At 60.1% G+C, this 22315-nt stretch carries 20 protein-coding genes; 8 read left to right on the top strand and 12 right to left on the bottom strand.

The window, feature by feature from the left end; translation table 11 throughout:
* Together ACK59X_RS07360 and ACK59X_RS07355 are read right to left on the bottom strand one after the other, a co-directional pair.
* Positions 1-338: ATP-binding protein (locus ACK59X_RS07360; RefSeq protein WP_409956237.1), on the bottom strand; the 338-nt coding region annotated here is incomplete at its 3' end.
* Between the two features lie 164 nt (positions 339-502).
* Positions 503-1180 (bottom strand): cation:proton antiporter, encoded by a 678-nt coding sequence (locus ACK59X_RS07355; RefSeq protein ID WP_409956236.1) that lies wholly within the window; start codon positions 1178-1180, stop codon positions 503-505.
* 434 nt (positions 1181-1614) lie between these two features.
* Between ACK59X_RS07355 and ACK59X_RS07350 the strand changes: the two genes are divergently transcribed.
* Both ACK59X_RS07350 and ACK59X_RS07345 read left to right on the top strand, forming a co-directional pair.
* Positions 1615-1872, top strand: a complete 258-nt coding sequence (locus ACK59X_RS07350) for a hypothetical protein (protein ID WP_409956235.1) — start codon at positions 1615-1617, stop codon at positions 1870-1872.
* Between the two features lie 1008 nt (positions 1873-2880).
* Complete coding sequence (locus tag ACK59X_RS07345) at positions 2881-3210, top strand: hypothetical protein (RefSeq protein ID WP_409956234.1); 330 nt, start codon at positions 2881-2883, stop codon at positions 3208-3210.
* Between the two features lie 362 nt (positions 3211-3572).
* Here the strand turns inward: ACK59X_RS07345 and ACK59X_RS07340 are convergent, their stop codons facing one another.
* The 5 genes from ACK59X_RS07340 to ACK59X_RS07320 all read right to left on the bottom strand — a co-directional run bounded on the left by ACK59X_RS07340 (position 3573) and on the right by ACK59X_RS07320 (position 7897).
* Positions 3573-3782, bottom strand: coding sequence for a hypothetical protein (locus tag ACK59X_RS07340; RefSeq protein WP_409956238.1), 210 nt, complete (start codon positions 3780-3782; stop codon positions 3573-3575).
* A 92-nt stretch (positions 3783-3874) separates the two neighbouring features.
* Positions 3875-4378 (bottom strand): hypothetical protein, encoded by a 504-nt coding sequence (locus tag ACK59X_RS07335; protein ID WP_409956233.1) that lies wholly within the window; start codon positions 4376-4378, stop codon positions 3875-3877.
* Positions 4375-5043: an IS66 family transposase gene (gene tnpC / locus ACK59X_RS07330; protein ID WP_409956232.1), complete on the bottom strand. Its 669-nt coding sequence runs from the start codon at positions 5041-5043 to the stop codon at positions 4375-4377. The genes ACK59X_RS07335 and tnpC overlap by 4 nt, the downstream gene beginning before the upstream one ends.
* A gap of 606 nt (positions 5044-5649) precedes the next feature.
* Positions 5650-5853, bottom strand: coding sequence for a hypothetical protein (locus ACK59X_RS07325; RefSeq protein ID WP_409956231.1), 204 nt, complete (start codon positions 5851-5853; stop codon positions 5650-5652).
* A 10-nt stretch (positions 5854-5863) separates the two neighbouring features.
* Positions 5864-7897 carry a S9 family peptidase gene (locus ACK59X_RS07320; protein ID WP_409956230.1) on the bottom strand — a complete coding sequence of 678 codons (2034 nt, stop codon included), beginning with the start codon at positions 7895-7897 and terminating at the stop codon, positions 5864-5866.
* A gap of 596 nt (positions 7898-8493) precedes the next feature.
* Between ACK59X_RS07320 and ACK59X_RS07315 the strand changes: the two genes are divergently transcribed.
* The 3 genes from ACK59X_RS07315 to ACK59X_RS07305 are packed head-to-tail and all read left to right on the top strand — an operon-like array spanning position 8494 to position 11820.
* The gene (locus ACK59X_RS07315) at positions 8494-10914 is read left to right on the top strand and encodes a catalase (RefSeq protein ID WP_409956229.1); all 2421 of its coding nucleotides are present in this window, start codon (positions 8494-8496) and stop codon (positions 10912-10914) included.
* 48 nt (positions 10915-10962) lie between these two features.
* Complete coding sequence (locus ACK59X_RS07310) at positions 10963-11463, top strand: DUF4142 domain-containing protein (RefSeq protein ID WP_409956228.1); 501 nt, start codon at positions 10963-10965, stop codon at positions 11461-11463.
* A gap of 33 nt (positions 11464-11496) precedes the next feature.
* Positions 11497-11820, top strand: coding sequence for a hypothetical protein (locus ACK59X_RS07305; RefSeq protein ID WP_409956227.1), 324 nt, complete (start codon positions 11497-11499; stop codon positions 11818-11820).
* 359 nt (positions 11821-12179) lie between these two features.
* Here the strand turns inward: ACK59X_RS07305 and ACK59X_RS07300 are convergent, their stop codons facing one another.
* Positions 12180-12488, bottom strand: a complete 309-nt coding sequence (locus tag ACK59X_RS07300; RefSeq protein ID WP_409956226.1) for a hypothetical protein — start codon at positions 12486-12488, stop codon at positions 12180-12182.
* 136 nt (positions 12489-12624) lie between these two features.
* The gene (locus ACK59X_RS07295) at positions 12625-13164 is read right to left on the bottom strand and encodes a DUF1003 domain-containing protein (RefSeq protein ID WP_409956225.1); all 540 of its coding nucleotides are present in this window, start codon (positions 13162-13164) and stop codon (positions 12625-12627) included.
* Positions 13165-14396: 1232 nt separating this feature from the next.
* On the opposite strand from ACK59X_RS07295, the gene ACK59X_RS07290 reads away from it, so the two are divergent.
* Positions 14397-15164, top strand: a complete 768-nt coding sequence (locus ACK59X_RS07290) for a histidine phosphatase family protein (RefSeq protein WP_409956224.1) — start codon at positions 14397-14399, stop codon at positions 15162-15164.
* Positions 15161-16069: an NAD(P)H-hydrate dehydratase gene (locus ACK59X_RS07285; RefSeq protein WP_409956223.1), complete on the top strand. Its 909-nt coding sequence runs from the start codon at positions 15161-15163 to the stop codon at positions 16067-16069. The genes ACK59X_RS07290 and ACK59X_RS07285 overlap by 4 nt, the downstream gene beginning before the upstream one ends.
* A gap of 805 nt (positions 16070-16874) precedes the next feature.
* On the opposite strand, the gene ligD is transcribed toward ACK59X_RS07285, so the two are convergent.
* Genes ligD through ACK59X_RS07270 form a run of 3 tightly spaced genes read right to left on the bottom strand, consistent with a single transcriptional unit; the run spans position 16875 to position 21405 of the window.
* Entirely contained in the window at positions 16875-20285 is a 3411-nt protein-coding gene (gene ligD / locus ACK59X_RS07280; protein ID WP_409956222.1) for a DNA ligase D, read from the bottom strand.
* 7 nt (positions 20286-20292) lie between these two features.
* On the bottom strand, positions 20293-20475 hold the full coding sequence (locus tag ACK59X_RS07275) for a DUF3606 domain-containing protein (protein WP_409956221.1): 183 nt from the start codon (positions 20473-20475) through the stop codon (positions 20293-20295).
* Between the two features lie 33 nt (positions 20476-20508).
* A complete protein-coding gene (locus ACK59X_RS07270; RefSeq protein WP_409956220.1) occupies positions 20509-21405 on the bottom strand; it encodes a Ku protein in 897 nt (298 codons plus the stop codon).
* Between the two features lie 397 nt (positions 21406-21802).
* Between ACK59X_RS07270 and ACK59X_RS07265 the strand changes: the two genes are divergently transcribed.
* Positions 21803-22315 (top strand): MCP four helix bundle domain-containing protein (locus ACK59X_RS07265; protein ID WP_409956219.1); only part of this gene is annotated, 513 nt, incomplete at its 3' end.

Below are 22315 nucleotides of genomic sequence, written 5' to 3'. Positions count from 1 at the left end.
TCATCCGCAACGAGCGGCATATTGAGCCCTTGCTCGATCTGCAGCTCAAGTGCCGCCAGGCGCACTGCCAGGTAGAGCTGGTCCCGGGACCCCTCGCTCATTCCCGAGACTTCCACCTGCGCCCCGCCGTGCCGGATACCGTAGAGCCGAGGCGTCTGGTCGCCAGAGTCGACCAGCAGGCGCTCGAACGAGCCCAGCGTCAGTGCGCTGAACGTCGATGACGCCTTGGCCAGCATCGGACCCTGGCGGGTCTCGCGGAATTTCTCCATCGACCATTTAAGCGGGCGCGCGGTGGTGTGCAGCTTGAGGTATCGCTCGGCACGTTCGATGTCCGGCAAGGCCTGCTCGCCAGGCGGCGCGGCTCTCTCTGCCCCATCAAATACCGGGTGAGCTTTGGACTTGCGGCGTAAAACCAGTCCAAGTTTTCATCCGCACTCCCAGTAGGTCATTTTTGGATGGAAATCAACAGGCCGAGCTTAGACAAGCCGCACTACATGAACCCTTACACATTCACCACACTTTTCTCTTCCTTGCGCTTTTCGTACCGCCGCATCAGTGGCGTTACCGAGACCCCGTGCAACAACATCGACATCACGACCACAGCCAACGTGATGGCAAGCAACCGCTGCGCGATAACGGGTTCCAGGTCGTGCGTGATTGCGTACATCAGGTAGTACACCGAGCCGATGCCGCGGATGCCAAACCAGGCGATCAGACGGCGCTGCGAGCGCTGCATCCGCACGCCCACCAGCCCGGCGTAAACCGATAGCGGCCGAATCACGAACAGCAGCAGGGGCACAAACCACAGTACTTCGGCACCAAAGTCCACCACGGTGAGCAAAGCACCGACTACCAGCACCACTGCCACTTCGGCAAGTCGTTCAAGCTGGGCGTTGAAGCGCTCGACTGATTTCATCAGGTAGGTGGGCAATTCTTCGATAGGAGGCGTCTCGGTGGAGCGCTCGGGGGCCTGCCCATCGTCCTTGGCCCTTTGTTGCTTCTTGACAGTCTCAGCGTCTTCCACCAGCCACGGCGCCACCTCAGCCACCGGCTGTGCGGCCACGCGTCTCAGCGCCAGTCCCGCCGCAAACACGGCCAAAAAACCGTACGCGTGGCATAGCAAAGTCACACCGTAGGCCAGCGCGATGAGGCCGAGGACTATGAATTCGTCCGGCCCCAACGCCTCTCGCCTGCGGATGCGCGCGCCACTTACGGGTTTTCATCTCTTGAACTGCCCATGTAGGGCCATCAACCGCTGGGCCAGCTTTCAGGGTCAATGCGCATATTGCTAGGCGTGCAACTCCCAGCGCAGACGTGTTCATACCAAACGTGGTAACCGGACAGGTCAGGCAGCGCGTGGCCGGCGGCCTCGCGGACGGCGGCGCTGATGCTCATCGTGTCGAAGGTGCCTAGCTCTTCCCGTCCGTCCATGACGTGGGCGCGATAGTGGCAGGGTTCGAAATTGACGATGTGCAGGGACAGCAGTATAAAGTCATCGTAGCTGACTAGGTTACAGACTGGCACAGACAAGCGGATCTGTAGCAGTTCATACTTCCTGCCTTGATGCGGTAATGGCGCCGTTTCCGACAGGTTTCAACCCAAGGGAGCAGCTTTATGACAACAGCATCCGACGCGTTTGAACGCTGGCGCACTGCAGAGACCGAGGTGGAAGAAGCAACGCTTCTAGTGCTCGATGCCGTACGCCATGGCGATGCTTTCGACGTAATAGCGCAGCAAAAGGTAGTCCAGATCCTTCAGCGTGAGGCTGCCGAGCGCCTTCGCGAGTATCTTCGACTCGTGAAACTTGAAACTTCCCGTCTGCTGGCAGACCAAACACCTAAAGTGACGGGTCCGAAGGCGGGGGTGCGCTGACACGCTCCGCAAGTGCTTTGAGCACGAAGTGCCCCGCCCACGTCACAGCGTGCACCTCGGCGCATTGCACCCCATCCAATGAACTCTTGAACTCGGCAAGCACCCAGCCTGAGCCTGCCATCCCTCTTATCAGGGCCACCTCTTCAGCATTCGTGACCACACAGGGAAGTTCTGTCGTCGTCAAAGCCATCAAGTACCTTAGCACCATGTTTTTTACCCAATGCCTATGACTACATAGTAATAAAAAAACCGCCCGGTCGCGAGTCGGGGTTTTCTTGGGCAATGACTGGGCCTCTGCCGGGCGGCCAAACGTCGAAGCAGCTATGGGCTCTGCAGCAATGGAGGATGTATGGTGGGAAGTTTTTTGGGAGTGACTATCGTTACCGCTTCAGTTGAACAGTCTGACGGCATGTGGCACTCAAGAGCGCTGCTCTATGCTGACGATGGTGCCACCGAAGTCGAGATGTGGGGCTGGCCTTTGAAGCACGACTCGGAACAAGCGGCCAATGTCACAGCTATTGCGACTGCCAAGCGCCGCATTCATCGCGGCCAATGGCGCGACAACGAACCGTCAGATTTCGCGTCCCTATAGCAAGGTTCATAGGGCACAAAAAATGCACGCTTATCGGTTATTTTCCGCCGCTCGAATCTCCACTCGGCGCCGTGAGCCAAGCGTTCACCTTCTCAGTGAACGCAGTGACCAGCAGTCCCGGCCGCCCCATATGATCCGTATGTTCGGATGCCTGCAGGCACCCTTGAGCCTTTAATTCTGCCACCGCCAAAATGTGCAGTGGATCGTGCACAAACACGGGAAGCTGCCTTCTTACGATTTGCTCAAGAATCGAGTTTGATTCGATCATGCACAAGAGTGACTACTGATTCGACCTTGCCATGTCGGAATTTCACCCGACACGCTCCTCCCGTTCTCCGACATTCCCCGCCAGAAGCTTGCTTAGCATGGAGGCATGAGAGGTGCCTTCAATGCGTAGAGTCTTGGCAGTGGCGTTAATGGCAGTCGCAGGCTTCGGTTTGGCAGCGATGTATCGTACCTACTTGGTATCTGAACTGCGCAAGCCCGTGCTGGCAAGCCTGGGCAATCCAAAGTCCCCTGTTTTCAAAAACGAGCTGTACGTGGGAAATTGGACGACCGAAGGCATTTTGTGCGGTCAGGTAGAGGCGGGAGCACGCACCAAGGGCTTCCAGTGGTACGCCGTTGCTAACGGCAAGGTCTTCATCGAAAACGAGGATATACGAAGGCAACTGGATGACGCAGGCATCAGGCGGTGTACTGAAAGCGCCGCGGCCAATGATGTCCCTTGGTGGTGGTTGGAATGGTGAACGAAGTCCCGCGCGCATTGCAGTTCCTGAAACCACGCAAATTTCAATCTGAAAAGAGGAGCCGACGCTCCGAATGCTCCCCGCAGCCGTGGCACCGCATCCTGGCCCAGCCGAAGGGCAGCGACGGCTGAAACAGGAAGTGGGTCGGCTGCTCTCCTTGCGCGTGGTCGGCCACGGTTTCGGTGGTGCCGCAGGTTCACACCGTAGGTGCAGCGCGTCGCCCTCGCGCCCCAGGAGACATGCGCTTCGCGCTGGGTGTACATGTCAGCTCTTGAAGTGTAAGCGGCTGCCGAAGGCATCTCGACGGGTGGGGCCCAGGGTTGTGATGTCAGGCTCGCGGTGACCAGCGATGCGGCTGCAGCTCACCGATCCGACTGGCCGGGTGAGTGGGCAAGCGATCCAGCACGTCCGTCCTTCATCCCCGGGAACTTGCCGCGGTAGATGTGCAGATCCGAGCCGCAGATGGCCGTGGCCGTCACGCGCAGTAGGATGTCGTCATCGGTGACCATGATGGGATCGGGAACGGTTTCGACGCGTACATCCTTGGCGCCTTGATAGGTAAGAGCTCGCATGGTGTTCCGTATGTTCGATGACGAAGAGACGGGCGATATGCCATAAGCACCGTGAGCGTCCAGTTAACCCATCTTGATCGAGGGCATGCAGCTCATTTGGCCTGCAGGCGTGCTCCGATGTAGGCCACGCATTCAACGAGGTTGAGGCAGGCCAGCAGTAGGTACTTCTCGGCATCAGTTCTCACGCGCAGCAGGTCGTGCTCGCCCAGGTGGCCGTACACAAACGCGAGCAGGTACCGCTCCGGGTGGTCGATGCAAGACTTCGTGATCATCTGCTCGACTAGGTCTGGCGGCACGCTTTCGGTGAACCTCATCGTCGCCGTCAGCCGTTGCAAGCAGGCTTCCTGGACGTCATCAGAGATCGTTGGCAAGGCGTACCCGCAGTGCTTCATTGCCTGGAACGCAACCAGCAAGACGTGGATTGGCACCTCAAGCTGCAGCATGTCGACCCCGTAGCGGGGCAACACGAGGATTGAGGCGAGCAAGTTTGGCTGGCGGGCGTGGATGTCGTCGGCCAGTGCAACCTTCTGTTGCGCGCTCATGCGGTTGACCTCGATGGTCGCCCGGACCATCACGGCCTGCGTCAACAAGGTCATGGCGCCGCGTCCGACGCCGGTTGCCATCGGTGCGGCAGCAAGTCCTCGAGTTGGCTGCTGCGCTGCGTCGGCAGGCGCTGCAGCACGTCGCGCAGGTAGGCCCAGGGATCATGCCCGTTGAGCCGTGCCGACTGCACCAGGCTCATCACGATGGCCGTGCGCTGACCGGCGAGTTCACTGCCGGCGAAGAGCCATGCCCGGCGCCCCATGGCCCACGGCTTGATCTGCCGTTCCAGGTGGTTGTTGTCGATCGCGACCGCGCCGTCTTCGAGGTACTGCGTCAGCGGGCTCCAGTGGCCCAGTGTGTAGTCGATGGCGCCCGCTGCGCCGCCACCGTCCGCGACCAGCCGCCGTTCGAGTGCGAGCCACGTCTTGAGCTTGTTCCAGAGCGGCTTGGCGAGTTCCTGCCGCTGGGCCCTGCGCTCGCCCTCGCTCATGTCCTTGAGCTCCGCCTCGACCGCATAAATTCGCGCATAGCGCCGTATCGCCTCGTCTCCGATTGGGCTTGTGCCATCGCGAGCCAGTTCATCGAACTTCCGACGCGCATGGGCAACACATCCCGCGCTGAGACGGTCGGGATGGATGCGGGGATCGATCACGCTGTCGTAGCCGCCATAGCGGTCGGTGAGCAGCGTTCCCGACCATCGGCCCAGGCCGCGTTGCACGTCGCCCGCGACACCGCGCCACCGTTCCGGTCATGCTGTTCGAGCCGAAGAACGCCAGCCATCCAACGCAGCGTAGGGCCGTGCGCACTTGCCCAATCGACCAGGTGGTCTCCAACAATTCTCGACCCGTCCATCGTTTCACCTCACGAATTTACTGCTTACTGCTCACTTCCTCCCCAAACGTGGAGGGCTACTCGTAAGGCAGTCCGCTCAGAGTGCACACCCAAGAGCGGGCATGCGTCAGCGCCTCTTCTTCGGTTTCGAAGATTGCAGGGAGATCGACACGGACAATTCTCCCGTCGGTAAATTCAACCGACAACACTGACCACTTTTCCTGTTGGCTCAAGGTGACCCAACAACTGTTGTGCTCATCGCATCGAAGTCGATGCTCGGTAGTAATAAAACTCATCTAGGCATTCCTCAAGTTGAGCACTCCAAGGATCACACCGAAGCCGCGTGAAAATGAGCTGAGGGCGATTTTGAGCAGCAAGAATCAGCTGAGTCCGCGGTAGGGTTTATTGTTTGCGGCATCGCATTTAAAGACGAGGTCCATGAGCGGCCACGGCACAGAGATTGAGTTCCAAAAACCTCATCGTTTGCACAGCATCAGCCAGTATCACCCGTGTTGCCGTAATCGAATGCATGCTTAATCTTCTCCCACAGGCCGCGGGGCTGCTTGTTCTGAGGGGGCTCATGAAGGCCGGGCTCGGACGGCGAAGACTTTTGTTCCAACGTGCCGACGTTGTCGGGCGTTGCAGCGCCGGGCTTTGGACTGCGGCCCGAAAAAGGAGTGGTAAAGGGCATGGCCATGGCGAACCTTTCATGGGTCTGTAGTTGCAACGTCAGGCTGCACGTGCTTCTCAAGCCATCGAACGATGCGCGCAGTGGCGTCGGCGCGGCATGTGGGTGCGCCAGTACTCAAAAATCCGTGTCCCTCGCCTGGGTAGAGCACCATCTCGGCCGGGGTGTCACTGGCTCGCGCCATGCGCACGAACAGCTCTTCAGATTGACACTTAGGACAGCGTTCATCGTCCTTGCCCTGTAAGAAGAGTGTGGGCGTACGCGACTTGTCGATGTACTGCATGGGCGACAGATCCCGGGCCTTCTGCGCGTCGAACCGGGGCGCGGTTGCCAGGAAATATGGGTCGGCGTAGTAGCCACCATCTGATGTGCCGTAGTGCGTTTCGATGTTTCCCACAGGCGCCATCACCACCGCAGCCCGGATGCGATCAGTATGACCCACAGCCCAGCTGGCCATGTAACCACCGTACGACTTTCCGGCGACCGCGATACGCGTGTCGCACAGCCCCTCACGCTGAAGCTTGTCTATTACTGCCAAGTGCTGCGGAAAGTCGAGCGATCCCCAACGGCCCGCGAGCCTGCGACAGAACTCGCGGCCGAAGGAGGAAGAGCCTACTGGGTTAAGCGCCAAGACGCGCCATCCGCGCGAGCACAGCACCTGCCAATAGATCGAGCTGTCGAAATCGAGTAGTGCGTAGCTTGCGGGCCCGCCATGGAAGTCAGACAGCAGAGGTCGCGCAATGGGGCCGTCTTCCGCGCAGAGCACCCACCCCTGAATGGTTTCCGTGCCTCCATTTCCGTCTGGTACGTCGAAACGCCGGGACTCTGCCTTGACCACCGTGCGCTCGGCCCACCAACCATTGAGACTGCTGAGCACGCGAGGGTTGCTGCCGTCTGCGTTTGCCAAACGCAACTCGCTCGGCAAGGATGGGTGGTCGGCAGCGTAGAGCATGGCCTGACTGGATGCCAAATCGAAGGCGCCGATCTGTGCACCTACGTCAAGCATCGGCTCGGGCACACCACCGTAGGCAGCGGAGCGCACGATGCGGTGACGCCCCTCGTGTGCATTGACAAATACGAGCGCGTCAGCGGCCACCCACCGAAGGGAGCCTGCGATCGCAACGTCGGCATCGCATATCGGGCGTGGACGGCGCTGCGCCAGTTCGACGACCCAGGGGCGTAACTCGGCATCGCCATCCACCACTGCGCCGCTGAAGGCCAGGGATGCTCCGCCCGGAGCCCAGGTTGGATCCATCACGAGGCTATAGCTGTCGGTGACCTGGTCGTGGTGCTTTCCCTGCGCGGAACAAACCCACAGGTCGCTGGCATGGGCGAAGCGGCCGCTGCGCGTGCGTGTGTAGGCCACACGCTCCGAATCCGGTGAGGGTGCGAAGGACAGCACATCGAAGTCGCCCCGCGTGAGTTGCACCACCTCGCCCGTGCAGATATCAAGCCTAAAAAGATGCACCTGCCGACCTAGAAGGTAACCCACGCCGTCGGCCTTGTACGGCAGCCGCCAGGCGACTTCGGGCGCGTTAGGCGCACGCTGCACAGGCACGTCTTCGACCGGATGGCCGTGGTCATCGGGATCGACGGTGATGGCGGTAGTAGCAATCACACTTTGCCCGTCCGCTGTGAAGCGAAAACGCTGGATGGCTCCTGGCAGCTTGGGCATCTGGCGCGCCTCGCCGCCTCGGCGCGGCAGCAGGTACAGGCAGTTGCCGTCGCTGCGGTCTGACAGGAAAGCCAGGGTCTGACCATCTGGTGACCAAGCGGGAGAGGCATCACGCCCCGGCCCGAAGGTCAACTGTGCAACGCCATCGCCGTCCAACGCGAATTCCCAGATGCAAGAGACATAGGCGTCCCGCTCCCGGTCGACCGAACGCACCACGCAGGCTGCGTGCTTTCCGTCTGGAGCGCACGCGATCTCGGTGATCTTCTTATGCAGATACAGGTCATCGGCCTCAAAAGCACGCAATGCCGCAGGGGCCCGCGTGGCGTCTTTGTCAGGAGCCGGCGCTTCAGGAACTGCGATTGGGGGGTTGTGTGTCATGGAATAAGAGTGTTGGTGTTGAGCGCGCGCACCGATGGCTAGTGCTAAATCGACCCTGATGGAGCGCTCGCGCCTTGCGGAGGGTCACCGAGACCTGGTTTGCGTAAACCGGTCTGGAAGACTGCGAATGCTGGTCGCCGTGCGGTTTATCGTTGTGGAATAGCATGACGCCGAGCAACGCCATCATGGCGAGAAGAGCTAAATAGGCTCTGGTTCGCCCGAACGCAGCGGCGGCTTTTTGGTCTGAACGAAGCATGGCGCCATGAGGTGTCCAGCCCTTAAGCTTAGGCCGAGCGCAGCGCGGTTTCGTAGGACAACAACGCTCTTAAAGCGCTCCTCCATGCAGGATTCGCTCGCGATGTTCCAGGTCGCTAAGCGCACGGACCCAACTACCAGAGCGTGCTGCTGCGACAAAGGTAAGTTTGACGCAGAGGGGAGGCGCAAGCTGTCGTTCAAAAAAGTAGTAACCGTAACTAACTGTCATTTGCTCGCTCTTAGGCAGGCAACCCACCTTTTGGTTGCGCCACAGTCCTACACATCATTGCGCTGGGGACCGTAACCTGTACCGTCCCACAACCCAGTGACGAAGGTACACAATGTCCAAAGATCCTACGCGTGCTGCCGAGGGCGCTGCCGCGCCTGTTCCATCAACTGCTGCAGCACCTGCCAGAAATACGGACAGCGCTCCTTCCGCTCTGGGACCAGCTGCTGACGTTCTCTCTGCGAAGGCGGGAGAGACCAACGACCTCGCCTCCGCGAAGCCATACAACGCCAATAAAGCGGGAGAGCATGGTTTCACCAACGGGGTGAGCCCTGCGCAAGGCGCTGCTGTGGAGCCGGCCTCGCGGCTGCCATCAGGTAGCACCGTGTCGGAAGCAAACAGCAGTGCCAAGACTGGGACGGTTGCCCCTGAAGGCGTCAATGCGACCATCGCACCGCTCGACCGCGTGCGCGTCGATTCCGCCGGCCAGGTTCTCACCACCAACCAGGGCGTCCCGATCGCCGACAACCAGAACTCGCTCAAATACGGCGAGCGCGGCCCGGTGCTGCTCGAGGACTTCATCCTGCGCGAGAAGATCACGCACTTCGACCACGAGCGCATCCCCGAGCGCATCGTGCACGCGCGCGGATCGGGCGCCCATGGCTTCTTCGAATGCTACGAGCCGCTGACCGAACTCACGCGCGCCGCGCCCTTCAAGGAAGCTGGCAAGATCACCCCCGTGTTCGTGCGCTTCTCCACCGTGCAGGGCGAGCGCGGCTCCAAGGACACGGCGCGCGACGTGCGTGGCTTCGCCGTTAAGTTCTACACCGACGAAGGCAACTGGGACCTGGTGGGCAACAACATGCCGGTGTTCTTCATCCAGGACGCGATGAAGTTCCCGGACCTGGTGCACGCCGTCAAGCCTGAGCCGCACCATGCGATGCCCCAGGCAGCCAGCGCGCACGACACCTTCTGGGATTTCGTCTCGCTGATGCCCGAGTCCACCCACATGCTGATGTGGGCCATGTCGGATCGCGGCATCCCGCGCAGCTACGCCACCATGCAGGGCTTTGGCGTGCACACCTTCCGCTTCGTGAATGCGGCGGGCGAGTCGGTGTTCGTCAAGTTCCACTGGAACCCCAAGGCGGGCACCCACTCGCTGGTGTGGGACGAGTCGGTCAAGATCTCTGGCGCGTACCCGGATTTCCACCGACGCGACCTGTGGGAGCTCATCGAGGCCGGCGCCTACCCCGAGTACGAACTCGGCGTGCAGATATTCACGGAAGAGCAAGCGGACAAGTTCAGCTTCGACATCCTGGATGCGACCAAGATCATCCCCGAAGAGTTGATTCCCGTGCGCCCCATCGGCCGCATGGTGCTCAACCGCAACCCCGACAACTTCTTTGCCGAGACCGAGCAGGTCGCGTTCTGCACAGCCCACGTGGTGCCGGGCATCGATTTCTCGAACGATCCGCTGCTGGCCGGACGCATTCACTCGTATGTGGACACACAGATCTCGCGCCTTGGCGGCCCTAACTTCCACGAGCTGCCCATCAATTCGCCCATCGCCCCCGTCCACAATAACCAGCGCGACGGTATGCACCGCCAGGCTATCCATCGCGGCAAGGTGGCGTATGAGCCTAACTCGCTGGGCGGCGGCTGCCCCTTCCAGGCCGGTGCGGCGCAAGGCTTTGTCTCGGTGCCCGCCCGCATCGAGGCCAAGGAGGCCCAGGGCAAGGTACGAGCCAAGCCCGAGAAGTTTGCCGACCACTACACCCAGGCCACGTTGTTCTTCAACAGCCAGACCCCAGTAGAGCAGGCTCACATCGCGGCTGCATTCCGCTTTGAATTGAGCAAGGTGACGGTGCCAGCGATCCGTGAGCGCATGGTTGCTTCCCTGCGCAATGTGTCCGATGACCTCGCGCAGCAGGTGGCAACGGGTCTTGGCATGGCAGCATTGCCTGAGGCGATGCCCCGGGCGCTGGCAAAAGCACCAAAGCCTGAGGTGTCCAAATCGCCCGCCTTGTCTCTTCTCGCTCGACCAGGTGACGGGAGCATCAAGGGACGTAAAGTTGCCATTCTTGTTGCTGATGGCATCGTTGGCAAAAGCGCGGTTGCGCTGCACGAAGCCCTTTTCGCTCAAGGCGCAGTGCCGCGCTTCGTTGCGCCACGCATTGGGCCGGTAAAGACCACAGACGGTGTAGAGATTAATGCCGATGCTTCACTGGAGAACGAGCCCGGATTCCTCTTCGATGCACTGGCTTTGCCTGATGGTAAAGCAGGCGTGCAGGCTCTGGCGGGGGATGGTCACACTGCGGAATTCATCAAGGATCAGCATCGCCACTGCAAGACCATCTTGGTGATGCCGGCCTCCGCAGCTCTGATGCTTCGGGCGCAGGTTCCAGCGACTCTCCCGTCTGGTGATCCAGATCCTGGGATGTTCTTTGGAGCATCGGCCACCGACTTCAACTCGTTCATCCAGGGCATAGCGCGACATCGGCACCCAGAGCGGGAAACTGATCCGCCAATGGTTTAACAGACCAGCCCACTCGGGCCCTTCCTTCCCTTTCACCGGAGATAACTGATGAATACAGTTCGAGTCGCAGCCGCCTTATGCGTGGCCATTTTGACCTTTGGCGCTCATGCCGAAGTTAGCAAGAAGGATCAAGAATTCTTTACCAAGGCTGGTGGTGGAGGCCTGTACGAGGCCGAGGCCGGAAAGCTTGCGCAGCAAAAGGGCGGATCTGAAGCAGTGAAGTCCTACGGCGCAATGTTGGTTAAAGACCATGGTGCAGCCAATGATGAGCTGAAAGCACTAGCGAAGTCAAAGGGAGCCGTGCTGCCTGAGGCCGTCCCCGCCGACAAGCAAAAAAGACTGGAGAAGATCGCGACCGCAAAGGACTTCGACAAGGAATTCGTGAAGGAGGTGGGCATTGATGACCACAAAATAGATATCGCCCTGTTTGAAAACACCAGCAAGCGTGCGGATGACGCAGACGTCAAGGCATTTGCCGCAAAGACACTCCCCACATTGAAGGCACACAAGGAACACGCTGAAGGTCTCAGGAAAGCGCATAAGCACTGACACTGAGCTTCGAACAACGATGCCTTCGCTGCCATGGAAGACGATCTACGTACAGGAACCTCGGCTGTGGCGGCTATTCAGCTTCTTGAGGTTGCGGTTGCGCGCCAGTCTCAAATGCTGCGATCGCTGGCAGCCGAGGTTGAACGCAACCACGCAACCATCGCGGCCTTGATTGCGCTTGGACAAGCGCTGGTCGAATCTCACCCCAGACCTTCTGCCGTGGCAAAAAGTTTTCTCGACCAGATCGACCTGGTTGGAAGTGTCGTTACGGATGGGCATGCAGAACGCTATCGGGACGATATTCAGAAGATCAACAGGTTCATACTGGATGTGGTGAACCGTAGTCACAGGCCTTGAACAACCCCCTCTCGGATCCGCTATGCTCCAGCGAACAATTTGCCGCGTCGGGACTTTTGCTCCATAAACCCCAGCGGCTCTCAGCGCTTCTGCGGCCTCGCCTTCAACCATTCCGCTGCTTGAGCTACGACGCTAGCTCTTTGCGGAATCATCGTAAACCGATGCAGCGTTCAAAGAACGCGTCCAGTTCTGTCGACTTATCAAAATCTGCATCAGCGCCGAGAGCGGGGCATTTGCGCCGCATGTCCAGCAGTCGCATGGTTTGAAAGACGAACACACTTTGCCTTGTGCGGCGGTGTCTCACGGCCTGCCTGGGGACTTACTACCTTAACTGCGCCACCTGGGTACGGCATCTCACACTATAGCTTTTCGATGCCGAGAACTCGAATCAATACCTCCTCCTGGGCGAAACGAACTTCAAGCTTTTCGCGGTATTCCGCCCACCATTGTCGATCCAAATTTTGGGTCATCACCTCGAAGACGACGATCTCATCTAGTTCGATCTGCTTGCGATCGTCTGTCCAAAGACCGGTCGCTGGCGCACGCGGATATGCGGTGAGCCCGCCGAATTGTTGGAGCAGTTCGTCGTACACAAGCTTGTAATAGCTCGTTTCGAACCGTGCGCCACCAATGTCGAAACTCGGGATGAAGACCTGGACGAGATTCATGCATCCATTGAGCGCTAGACATGGAATTGCCTGTGTAGGACTTGAACGTAACTGTCATATTCGCTGGAAATCGCAAGCATTGAGGTTTGCGTGCCGACCGTGTGGGCATAGGAGTGCTGAGGGCAGCGCGGTCGAATCAAGCAGATGACTGGGTTGGTGGATTACTAGGGCGCCGCCCCTCAGCTTTCACAATCTGCAAAAGCACCGCTGCCGGGTCGGTTTCGTGTGCGAAGGATCGCACTTCTGCAGTTTCCTCTTCACCAATGCCTGACTTTTCTGCCACCTTCACAACCAAGCGCATCAGCGCTGTCATTTCTCGCTCGGTGAGCAGGTTCATCTGCAAATCCAGATGGTGGCGCCGTTCGCTGTCCGCAGCGTCCATGTTCTGGCTGATGAGGATTAAAATGGAAAGGAAGATTGCCTCCAGCGAAACACCAAACAGAAGGAAGGTGTAGGGGAAGGGGTCGAAGTCGGTGAACCATTTGTTCAAGACTATCCAGCCGCCGAAAAATGCGAGGTTCACTACCAAAAACTGCCAAGTGCCACAGAGCTTGGTGAACTTCGAGATGGCCCTATACGCCCAGGGGGTCTCCCTACGACGCTTGTCTTCAGTGCAAAGGAGATTCTCGATGTTTTGCTTGGTGACTTGAGCGATGCGATCATTTACTTTGCTCATGGGCCTGTGAAACGAACGGGAGGTGCGGGTCGCTCATTTTCAATTGAGTAGCAGCGCAATTCGACCTCCGAGCCCGCGGCCTACATGATGCAGCGGCACGAGCTTACAAGGCGGCAGCAGCGTCAAATAACTTCCGAACGAGAGAAAGACGCTTGCGACCTTTGGGATGTTGACCAGATGGTGGCGGACCAGCCAGCATTCGCAAACCTCACGCTCTCAAGAGTGATCTTCGGGGTGAGCCCGAGCTTGACGTCCAGAGACGAGATCCTGAACTCCCGCTGCGCGTTGTCACTGACGTAGCGCTCCCCAGGCCCCAGCAACCAGTTCCAGTCAAACAGCACAAAGATGATTGGCTCCAAGGAACAATACGCTGGCCGCGATAAGCCACAGCCTCGTGCCTTTTACCACGCAGCGATGTACCCACGCCTATGCGGTTCCACAAGCTTCAGTGATGACTGGGCCATCGGCTGAACATAAGCGATGCTTTTGTTTTTGCGTTGTAGGACACTGATCCACTTCTTTTCGACAAAGAGGCCTGGGCAATCTCCTGCTACAGCGTGTGCATACTACGGTCAATGGGCAACGAGGCAGGCACCGTTGACTAGGCCTCGTCGGCCTCTGCCATAGGAGCTTCGGCCTGCGTCCAGCCGTTAGCTCAAGGAACGCCGATACTTATATCCACTGCCACGTTTAGTCCCGTATGAGACGTTCGAGGATCGCCCGCCATTCCCTACTGCAACGGGAGCCACATCACGACGATTCATCGTCGCCTTGGGGGCTGCGGACCTCGTGGACCTACGGACGCTGCGCGCCGAGACCTCGATAAGAAGCCGCCTGCGTCGTGGCCGTTGCCCGTGCAGCGAGCGTAGGACGGGTACCACCCACATTCGACGCGTCAGCCGACAGGCAAATCATGCAGTTCGCCACAGGATGAAAAGCCCGAACCACGAAGACCACGGCGGCCATGATCCCTCACCAGAAATTCAACAATACACGCCCCTATCTTCCCGGCGAGCATCGGTTGGTACGAAACTCCAGTATGCAGACCTCGCGTAGAACCGGCTGCATTCAACCGATTGAGGGCGGGCTCACAACTGGTTCATTCTGGATTGCGCCCATCACGCGCACAGCCTCCGGCCGCGGTGACGTGGCTGGCATCTTAGGAAGGTTCGCCGGCCGTTCCCCGCTGGCGGCGTGCATTCTGTCCAGCCTTCGCTGCAGGTAAATCGACCATGCAGACCAAGCTTCCTCATACCCTATGGGTAGTGCGGCACGGCCAAAGCGCGGGCAACGTAGCGCGCGATGCAGCTGAGTCAGCCGGTCTCGAGGTGATCGATCTGGCTTGGCGCGACATCGACGTACCCTTGTCTGACCTGGGCGAGCAGCAGTCTGTAGCACTCGGAGAGTGGTTTGGCCGCCAGCCTTCCACCGAACAACCTGAGGTGGTGTTGTGCTCGCCCTATCTGCGCGCGCTTCAGACCGCGCGACTCATAGTGGAGCACAGTGGTCTATCGGGCGTTGCTATCCGACTGGACGAGCGGCTGCGCGAGAAGGAATTCGGAATATTGGATCGCCTCACTAAATTTGGCATACAGCAGCAGCACCCGCAACTCAACGAACAGCGCATGCATGTTGGCAAGTTTTACTTCCGCCCGCCTGGCGGTGAGAGTTGGTGCGATGTGATCCTGCGCTTGCGTAGCCTGCAGGAGATGATCACCCGCGAATACGCAGGTAAGCGCGTGCTGGTGGTGGCGCATCAGGTTATCGTCAACTGCATGCGCTATCTCGTCGAACAAATGGACGAGCGCCAGATCTTGGACATCGACCGCCAAGGTGACGTACCCAACTGTGCGGTGACCACCTATCAAGTTAGCTCCCAGGACCGCCCTGCGCAGCCAATTGCCATGAAACTGGTGCAAGCCAATTTCCTAGCACCGCTGCGTGAAGCAGCTACGCCCATCACGGTGGCCGCCGACGTGCCCACCGCTCCCAAGCCGTGATCGGCCCCATGCCGCGCACTGCAAGTCGCGCCCGCGCGCTCACTGCGAAGCTTTTGGCACGCTGGCCGTTGCCGGCAACCGATGCGCAAACCGACAAGGAGGGCCGTGGCCATGTACTTGTAGTTGGAGGCTGCAGCGAGATGCCAGGGGCCGTGCTCCTCGCCGCCACAGCGGCCTTGCGGGCAGGCGCCGGCAAGCTGACTGTTGCCGTCCCTCAATGCGTGGCGCAGGGCTTGGCGCTTGCCATGCCGGAAGCCAGGGTCATCGCCATGGCCGAAATGCGCACCGGTGCAATGTCGTGCCGAGGCGTCGGCCAACTCGCAGGACTTGCACATCAAGTTGGTGCGATGGTCATAGGCCCCGGGATGGCGGATGAGGCGGGCACCTCGGAATTCGTGCGCAAACTACTGCCCCATTTTCGCAACTGCGTGGTGGTTCTCGACGCCTATGCAATGTCGGCCGTAGGACGCAAACCTTTCAATCAGCCGTTGGTGTTCACACCGCACTGCGGCGAAATGGCGCATCTAACGGGCGATTCCAAAGACGAAATTTTGGCGGACCAGCTCGCATATGCTCGATTGGCGGCGGCGCGGTGGGGCGCTTGTGTGGCGCTCAAGGGGGCAGACACGTATCTGGCCCAGGCTGATGGCTCTGCACTTTGCTGGAAGGGTCGTACACCCGGGCTAGCGGTTTCGGGATCAGGCGATACTCTGGCTGGAGTAGTCGCTGGGATTGCGGCTCGTGGTGTCCCAGCATTCCATGCGGCAGCCTGGGGGATCGTGTTGCACGCGCTGGCTGGCAAGGCGCTAACACGTCGCCATGGCACAGTGGGATTTTTGGCGCGCGAACTTTCCGAGGAAGTTCCACGGCTCATGCACACCCTGACACGCGCAGGCATCCCCTAGGGACGCTTTTCGGGTTTAAGGCATTGTCTGACTCTCAACCGTCGTGGAGCAGAAACAATAAAGGTAGCTTGAACTCCCCACATGAGATACCGGAGATTATTATGAATCTTGACAGTTTGAAGCCCCAAGCATCGAAGCCGTTTCCCGTCACTGGCCACTTTCGTGATGCCGCTGCCACAGCGCCGGCAGGTAGGGAAGATGACAGTCCCCCAGCAGTAGAGACAGACCCTGTTGAGCAGGAGTTGGTGGATGAGCAGAGGGAGCGCGACCGCAACGCATCTCTTGCGGTGGACCCCAACAGTCAAGACCGCCCTTCGTCGTAGCGCCACCGAACTTGGCGGCGCGCTCGCCACCGCTGGCGATAGATGGTATGCGTCCGGAAATCCGGTTGGATCTATCGCCATGATCGTGCATCGTCCCCGCGATGGAGGATCGTGGAGACGATAGATCGAATAGTTATGCCCAATTACGCTACGGCCTCCACGCACACCAACGCGCGGCGTTCGACAGCTGGTTTCTTGATCGCTTCGGCATCAAGCGCCTTGTCGAGGTTTCCGCCCCCACTTTGGCTGCCCCTCCACTCATGGTCGTTGGAACAGACCGAATCGCCACGGCGCACAAAAGACTGGCGCTTCAGGCTGAAAAAGTCCTGCCCATCAAGCTCTAGCAACCAACTCTTGAGGTACCAACACTGGTACAAACAATGCAGTGGCACAAGCATCGAGACGCAGACCCTGCTTTGACTCGGCGGCGTCAACTTGCACCGCGGGTGGGCAGAATAATCTGACTCGGCGAAAGACGTGAGTTAGCCGAGCCTTTTCGTAACTGCGGCGATTGACTGCCTCTTCTTCCAATAGTTCCGCCAAGGGTCCTCCTGCTGGAAGCTCAGGTACTCCCGCGCGGTTGCGATAGTCCACTGCGCCCCACCCTTAAGCTCCCTGAGCTGCTCCCACGCCACCGGCATCGAGACACCCATACCAGGTCGAGATCGCGCCGAGAACGCGCAAGCTGTTGTTTGCCCATGACCGTTGCGCAGGTAGTCGATGAAGATCTTGCCCACCCGGTTCTTGCCGCCCATTATGGCCACGAACTTGGACGGAATGACCTTGGCCATGTGCTTGACCACCGCGTGCGAGAACGCCTTCACCTCGTCGAATTCGAGCTTCGGGGTGATGGGCACCACGACGTGCAGGCCCTTGCCGCCGCTGGTCTTGAGCCAGCTCTCCAACCCCAGCTCGGTCAGCATCACGCGCGTGAGTTCAGCCGCTTCCTGCAGCATGGGCCAGGTCACGCCTTCGCCAGGGTCCAGGTCCAGAATGAACCGGTCCGGTTGGTTGATGCGTGCAATCTTGGAATTCCAGGTATGGAACTCCACGGCATTCATCTGCGCCGCGGAGATCAGGCCCTGCGCCGAATCGACTGCCAGTAGCGCTGCATGCTCGGGCCACAGGGCTGGGTCCAGGTCCTTGACGCCGGGCATCTTGCTTTCGGAGTGCTTCTGGAAGAACAACTCTCCGGTGATCCCAGTCGGAGCGCGCACCAATGACACTGGCCGGTTCTTCAGGTGCGGCAGCATGCGCTCGGCAATGCTCTCGTAGTAGCGCACCAAGTCGATCTTGCGCAGCCCAGTCGTGGGATCGATGACGCGCTCTGGATTGCTGATCTTCAGGCTGCTGGCCTTCGTCTTCCCTTTGGGCGTTGGGGTCGTCGTAGCGCCCGCGTTTGCTGGCGCCGCCTTGGCCCGCTCCCGAACGATCTCGCTGGCGGGCTTGTCCGTGCGAATCCCTCGGAACACCGCATGGCGGATGTGCTGGTCGGGGGTCCACTCGCCGAAAGCAACCTCCACCACCATGGTCGGCTTCACCCACCGTTCGCTGCCGGCACGGCGCTTGGACCAGCGGCCGGGCTTGACCTCGGTCGCGCTCACCGAAGGCGTTTTCACCTCCAGCTTCGACAGGCGGATGTGCAGCTCCCTTCCTGCGGCCGAATCCCAACCGGTGCCGACCGAGCCCGCATGGCGAAGCTGCCCGTCTTCGTGAAAGCCCAGCAAAAGGCTGCCCACCTCCCTGGTGGCGTTCGAACGTTCGGTGAACCCCAGCACCACGAATTCCTGGCGGTGCTGGCATTTGAGCTTGACCCAGGTGTCGGTACGGCCCGACACATAGGGCGCATCTGCGCGCTTGGCCATCACGCCTTCCAGGCCCATCTGGCAAGCCGCGCCCAACAGCTGCGCGGGCGGCACTTCGAACGACTGGCTGAATCGCACGGTGTCGCTTTCACGTTCGTCGAACAGCTCCTTGAGCACAGCCCTTCTCGCAGCCAGCGGCACTGCGCGCAGGTCCATGTCGCCGAGGAAGGGCACGTCGAACACAAAAAGCACAATGTCGCTCACCTGGGCGCTGTCGATGGCGTTCTGCGGGCGATTAAAGTCGGGGATGCCGGCATCGTTGAGCACGGCGATCTCGCCGTCCAGCCATGCACTGCTCAGACCAAGCTGGGCGACCGCGTCCGCGATTGGGCGCAATTTGTCAGTCCAGTCGTTGCCGTTGCGCGTGAAGATGCGCACGTCGTCGCCGTCGATGCGTGCCAATACCCGGTAGCCGTCGAACTTGGTCTCGATGACCCAATCCCCCTCCTGCACGGACGACACCAGCGTGGCGAGCTGGGGCGCGAGCGTGGCCGGCAGCTTCGCCTTGCGGGCTGCCTGCAGTGCGGTGTCTGTGTCTGCAACGCTTGTGCGCCGAGGCGCTGGGGCATGCCTGGGCTCCCGCTCCTCGATCAGACCGAGGGGCTTGTCCACCACGCTGTCAGGCAAAGCGGTGATCACGTCGTACTCGGTGCCCGGCCTTGCCCACGCATCTCCGCGCTTCTTGAACAGCATCCACTGGTCCTGCTTCTTCTCGCCGGGTTTGGAGATGCGCACCAGCTCCCACAGCCCGGCCAGCTTCTGGCCATGCAGCTTGAACATCACCTTGCCCTTGGTCAGACCCTCGCGCGGGTCGCCCACAGGCTCCCAGGTGCCGCGGTCCCACACGATCACCTTGCCCGCCCCGTACTCTCCCTTGGGAATGGAGCCTTCAAAGGTGCTGTAGTCGATCGGATGGTCCTCGACGTGTATGGCCATGGACTTGGCGGCCGGATCGTACGACGGTCCCTTGGGCACGGCCCAACTGACCATGACACCGTCAAGCTCCAGCCGGAAGTCGTAGTGCAAGCGCGAGGCCCAATGCTTCTGGATGACGAAGTGCAGCGCATCCAAGGGGGCGGCATCTTTGCCTTGCCTGGCTGGCTTGTGCACACCAGCAGGCTCTGCTGTCTTGCTGAAGTCACGCTTGGCGTTGTATTTGGCGAGGGGGGTGTTCGGCGCCGGTGCCGGCGCGGCCTTTGCCATCTTCGCCGGCACCGGGCTGGCTGCCGCTACGGTCTTGCGGCGAGCGGGAGCCTTCTTCTGTACCGCCAGTTCAGCCCACACGGGCGCGTGGTCGCTGGCGCCTTCCCGACCACGTTCCTCGCGGTCCACACCGGCGTCCACTACCTTGAGCAGTGGCCCTGTCAGGATGTGGTCGATGCGTAGACCGGCATTGCGCTCCCAGCGCTTGCGGCGGTAATCCCAGAAGGTGAAAGGCACGCTTTTCTTGTGCACCTGTGCGATGGCATCGATCCAGCCCTGGTCCAGGATCGAAGCGTATGCCGCGCGTGGCTCCGGCTGAAGCAGCGCATTGTCACGCCAGGTGTCGGGCTTGTAGATGTCGGCATCGGTCGGCACGACGTTCCAGTCGCCCAGCAGCACTACAGGGTAGCCAGAATCCCACAGCTCCTGCGTGCGCAGGCGCAGGCGCTCGAACCAGCGCAGTTTGTAGTCGAACTTGGGGCCGGGCTGCGGATTGCCGTTGGGGAGGTACAGGCAGGCAAAGAGCACGCCGTTGATGGCGGCTTCCACGTAGCGTGCCTCCTTGTCCGCCGCGTCGCCGGGTAGTGTGGTGATCACCGGCAAGGGCTCGTGCTCGCGGCACAGCAAGGCTACGCCGTTCCAGGCACGTTGGCCCACCACCACGGCGCTATAACCGGCTGCCTCGACGGCTGCTGAGGGGAACTGCGCCGTAGGGCATTTGAGCTCCTGCAGAGCCACCACGTCGGGCTGCGTGCGGCGCAGCCAATCCACAAGCAGGTCTAAGCGCTTGTTGACGTGGTTGATGTTCCAGGTCGCAACGCGCACCGGATGCTCACTGGCTGCCCTTCAGATGCGCCTGCACTGCTTTGGCGTCGTTGCCCACGGCTTTCACGGCGGCCTTGAGTTCGTCGGCGGTCACGCCGAACTTCTCGGCCCAGTCGCGCACCTCGTAGTCCTCGCTCAGGCTGACGCGGGTGCGGTCCTGGCCGCCGGTCTTGGTCTTGTCATCGGACATGGTCGTCTCCTTGGGTTTGGTGATCTGTGGCCGTCAGGCGGCTTTTCTTTGAGGGGCGGATTTCGCTGGGGTCTTCCTGGCAGCCGCCTTCTTCGCGGGAGCCTTCTTGGCAGGTGCTTTCGCCTCGTCCTTGGCGCCGCCCTTCAGGCTGCGCTTGAGCAGTGCAGTGAGGTCGATCACCTCGCCACCAGACTGAGGCGCTTCTTCCTCGGGCTCCACCACGGTCTTGCCTTCTCCGGCCTTGGCCTTCTTCTCGACGAGCTTCATCACCTGGATGCGGAACTCGTCCTTGAAGTCGTCGGGATTCCATTTGCCGGACATCTCGGCAACGAGCTGCTTAGCCATCTTGAGTTCCGCGGCACTCACGCTCTTTGCCCCCGCAGGCGGCAGCTCCAGCGAGTCGAGGCCCTTGACCTCGTCGCCCCAGCGCAGCAGGTTGAGCACCAGCGCTGGCCCGGACGGCACCAGCGCGGCCAAGTGCTGCTTTGTAGCGATAACGACTTTGGCCAGGCCGATCTTGCCGGTGGCGATCAGCGTCTCACGCAGCAGCGCGTAGACCTTGTCGCTCTTATTGACCGGCGCTACGAAGTACGGCCGCTCCAGGAAGATGAAGGGCATCTCGTTGGCGTCGATGAAGCGCTCAATCTCGATGGTCTGCGTGGTCTTCGGGAACACCGCTTCAACTTCTTCGGGGCTGATGATGACGTACTTGCCGTCCTCATACTCCACGCCCTTGACGATGTTGTCCTTGTCTATTTCCTTGCCGGTGCGCTTGTTGATGCGCTTGTAACCCACCGGATCCATGGTGCGCTTGTCCAGCCAGTCGAAATCCACGCCTTCGCTGGTAGCGGCTGTGTGCAGGCCCACAGGAATGTGTACCAAGCCGAAAGTAATGGCACCCTTCCAGAGGGTGCGGCTTCCAGTTGCCATGCTGATCTTCTCCACGCGCGGGGATCCCGGGTTTTGAAAGTGTGCGATGCAGCGCAAAGCCCACTTGTAGGCGTTTGCTCACGTACACAGTAGGCGCTCGCACCCTACCCGGCTTATTGGCCCGACCTACGCTGCGGCGATGAACTCTGCGCTGCGCCATATCGCCGTCTGCGTTGACGAGCCCACGGAAGGAAATTTCGTGTGGGTTCTGAACGAGCGTGGCAGCCATGGCGAGTGGATGGAACTGGAGCGTGCCAAGTCGAGCAGCCGACGCTCAAGGACGCCATGGCGCAGGGCTTGTGGCAGCTGCAATTCACAGGCCCGATTGACACTGGACGCTGGACATCCGCTCACTCCTCAGTCAAAGTAATTACGAAACGGCAAAAACGGATAAACAATGAACAAGTTGTCAATTTCTACCCGCTTGATGATGGCATTTGCAGCGATGGTGCTCTTGCTGGTCTCGCTGGGGGCGACCAGCCTTATACGCTCCTCCGCCCAACGCTCGAAACTAAATGACGTTGTTGAAACTCGCGTGCCGATCACCAAGGCACTGGGCGTACTGGCCAACAGCGTAAACACCCAAGCCATTCAATTTCGCAATTTGGTCATCTTCAGTTCGGAACCGATTAGTAAGGCAGCGTACGACCAAATCACCTCCGCGCGGGCAGCGACTGCCGAGCAGTACAAGCTGCTTGACAGACTGGTTTCCTCCCCCAAAGGAAAGGAGCTGCTTGCCAGCATGCTCAAGGCGCGTTCCGAATTCTTTGCTCGCGGAGATGAGTTTTTGGGCTTGGTGCAGAAGGGCCAGAAGGAGGAGGCAATCAAACTGCTTGAAGAAAAACTGCGCCCCATCCAGCTCGAATACCAGAAGACGCTGCGCGACCAGGTTGAGTTCCAGGCTCAACTC

This window comes from Acidovorax sp., from assembly GCF_046339755.1.
In the GTDB taxonomy this organism is placed as follows: domain Bacteria; phylum Pseudomonadota; class Gammaproteobacteria; order Burkholderiales; family Burkholderiaceae_C; genus Acidovorax.
The sequence above is the reverse complement of the archived record's forward strand: the minus strand, read 5'-3'. Positions and strand labels throughout refer to the sequence as shown.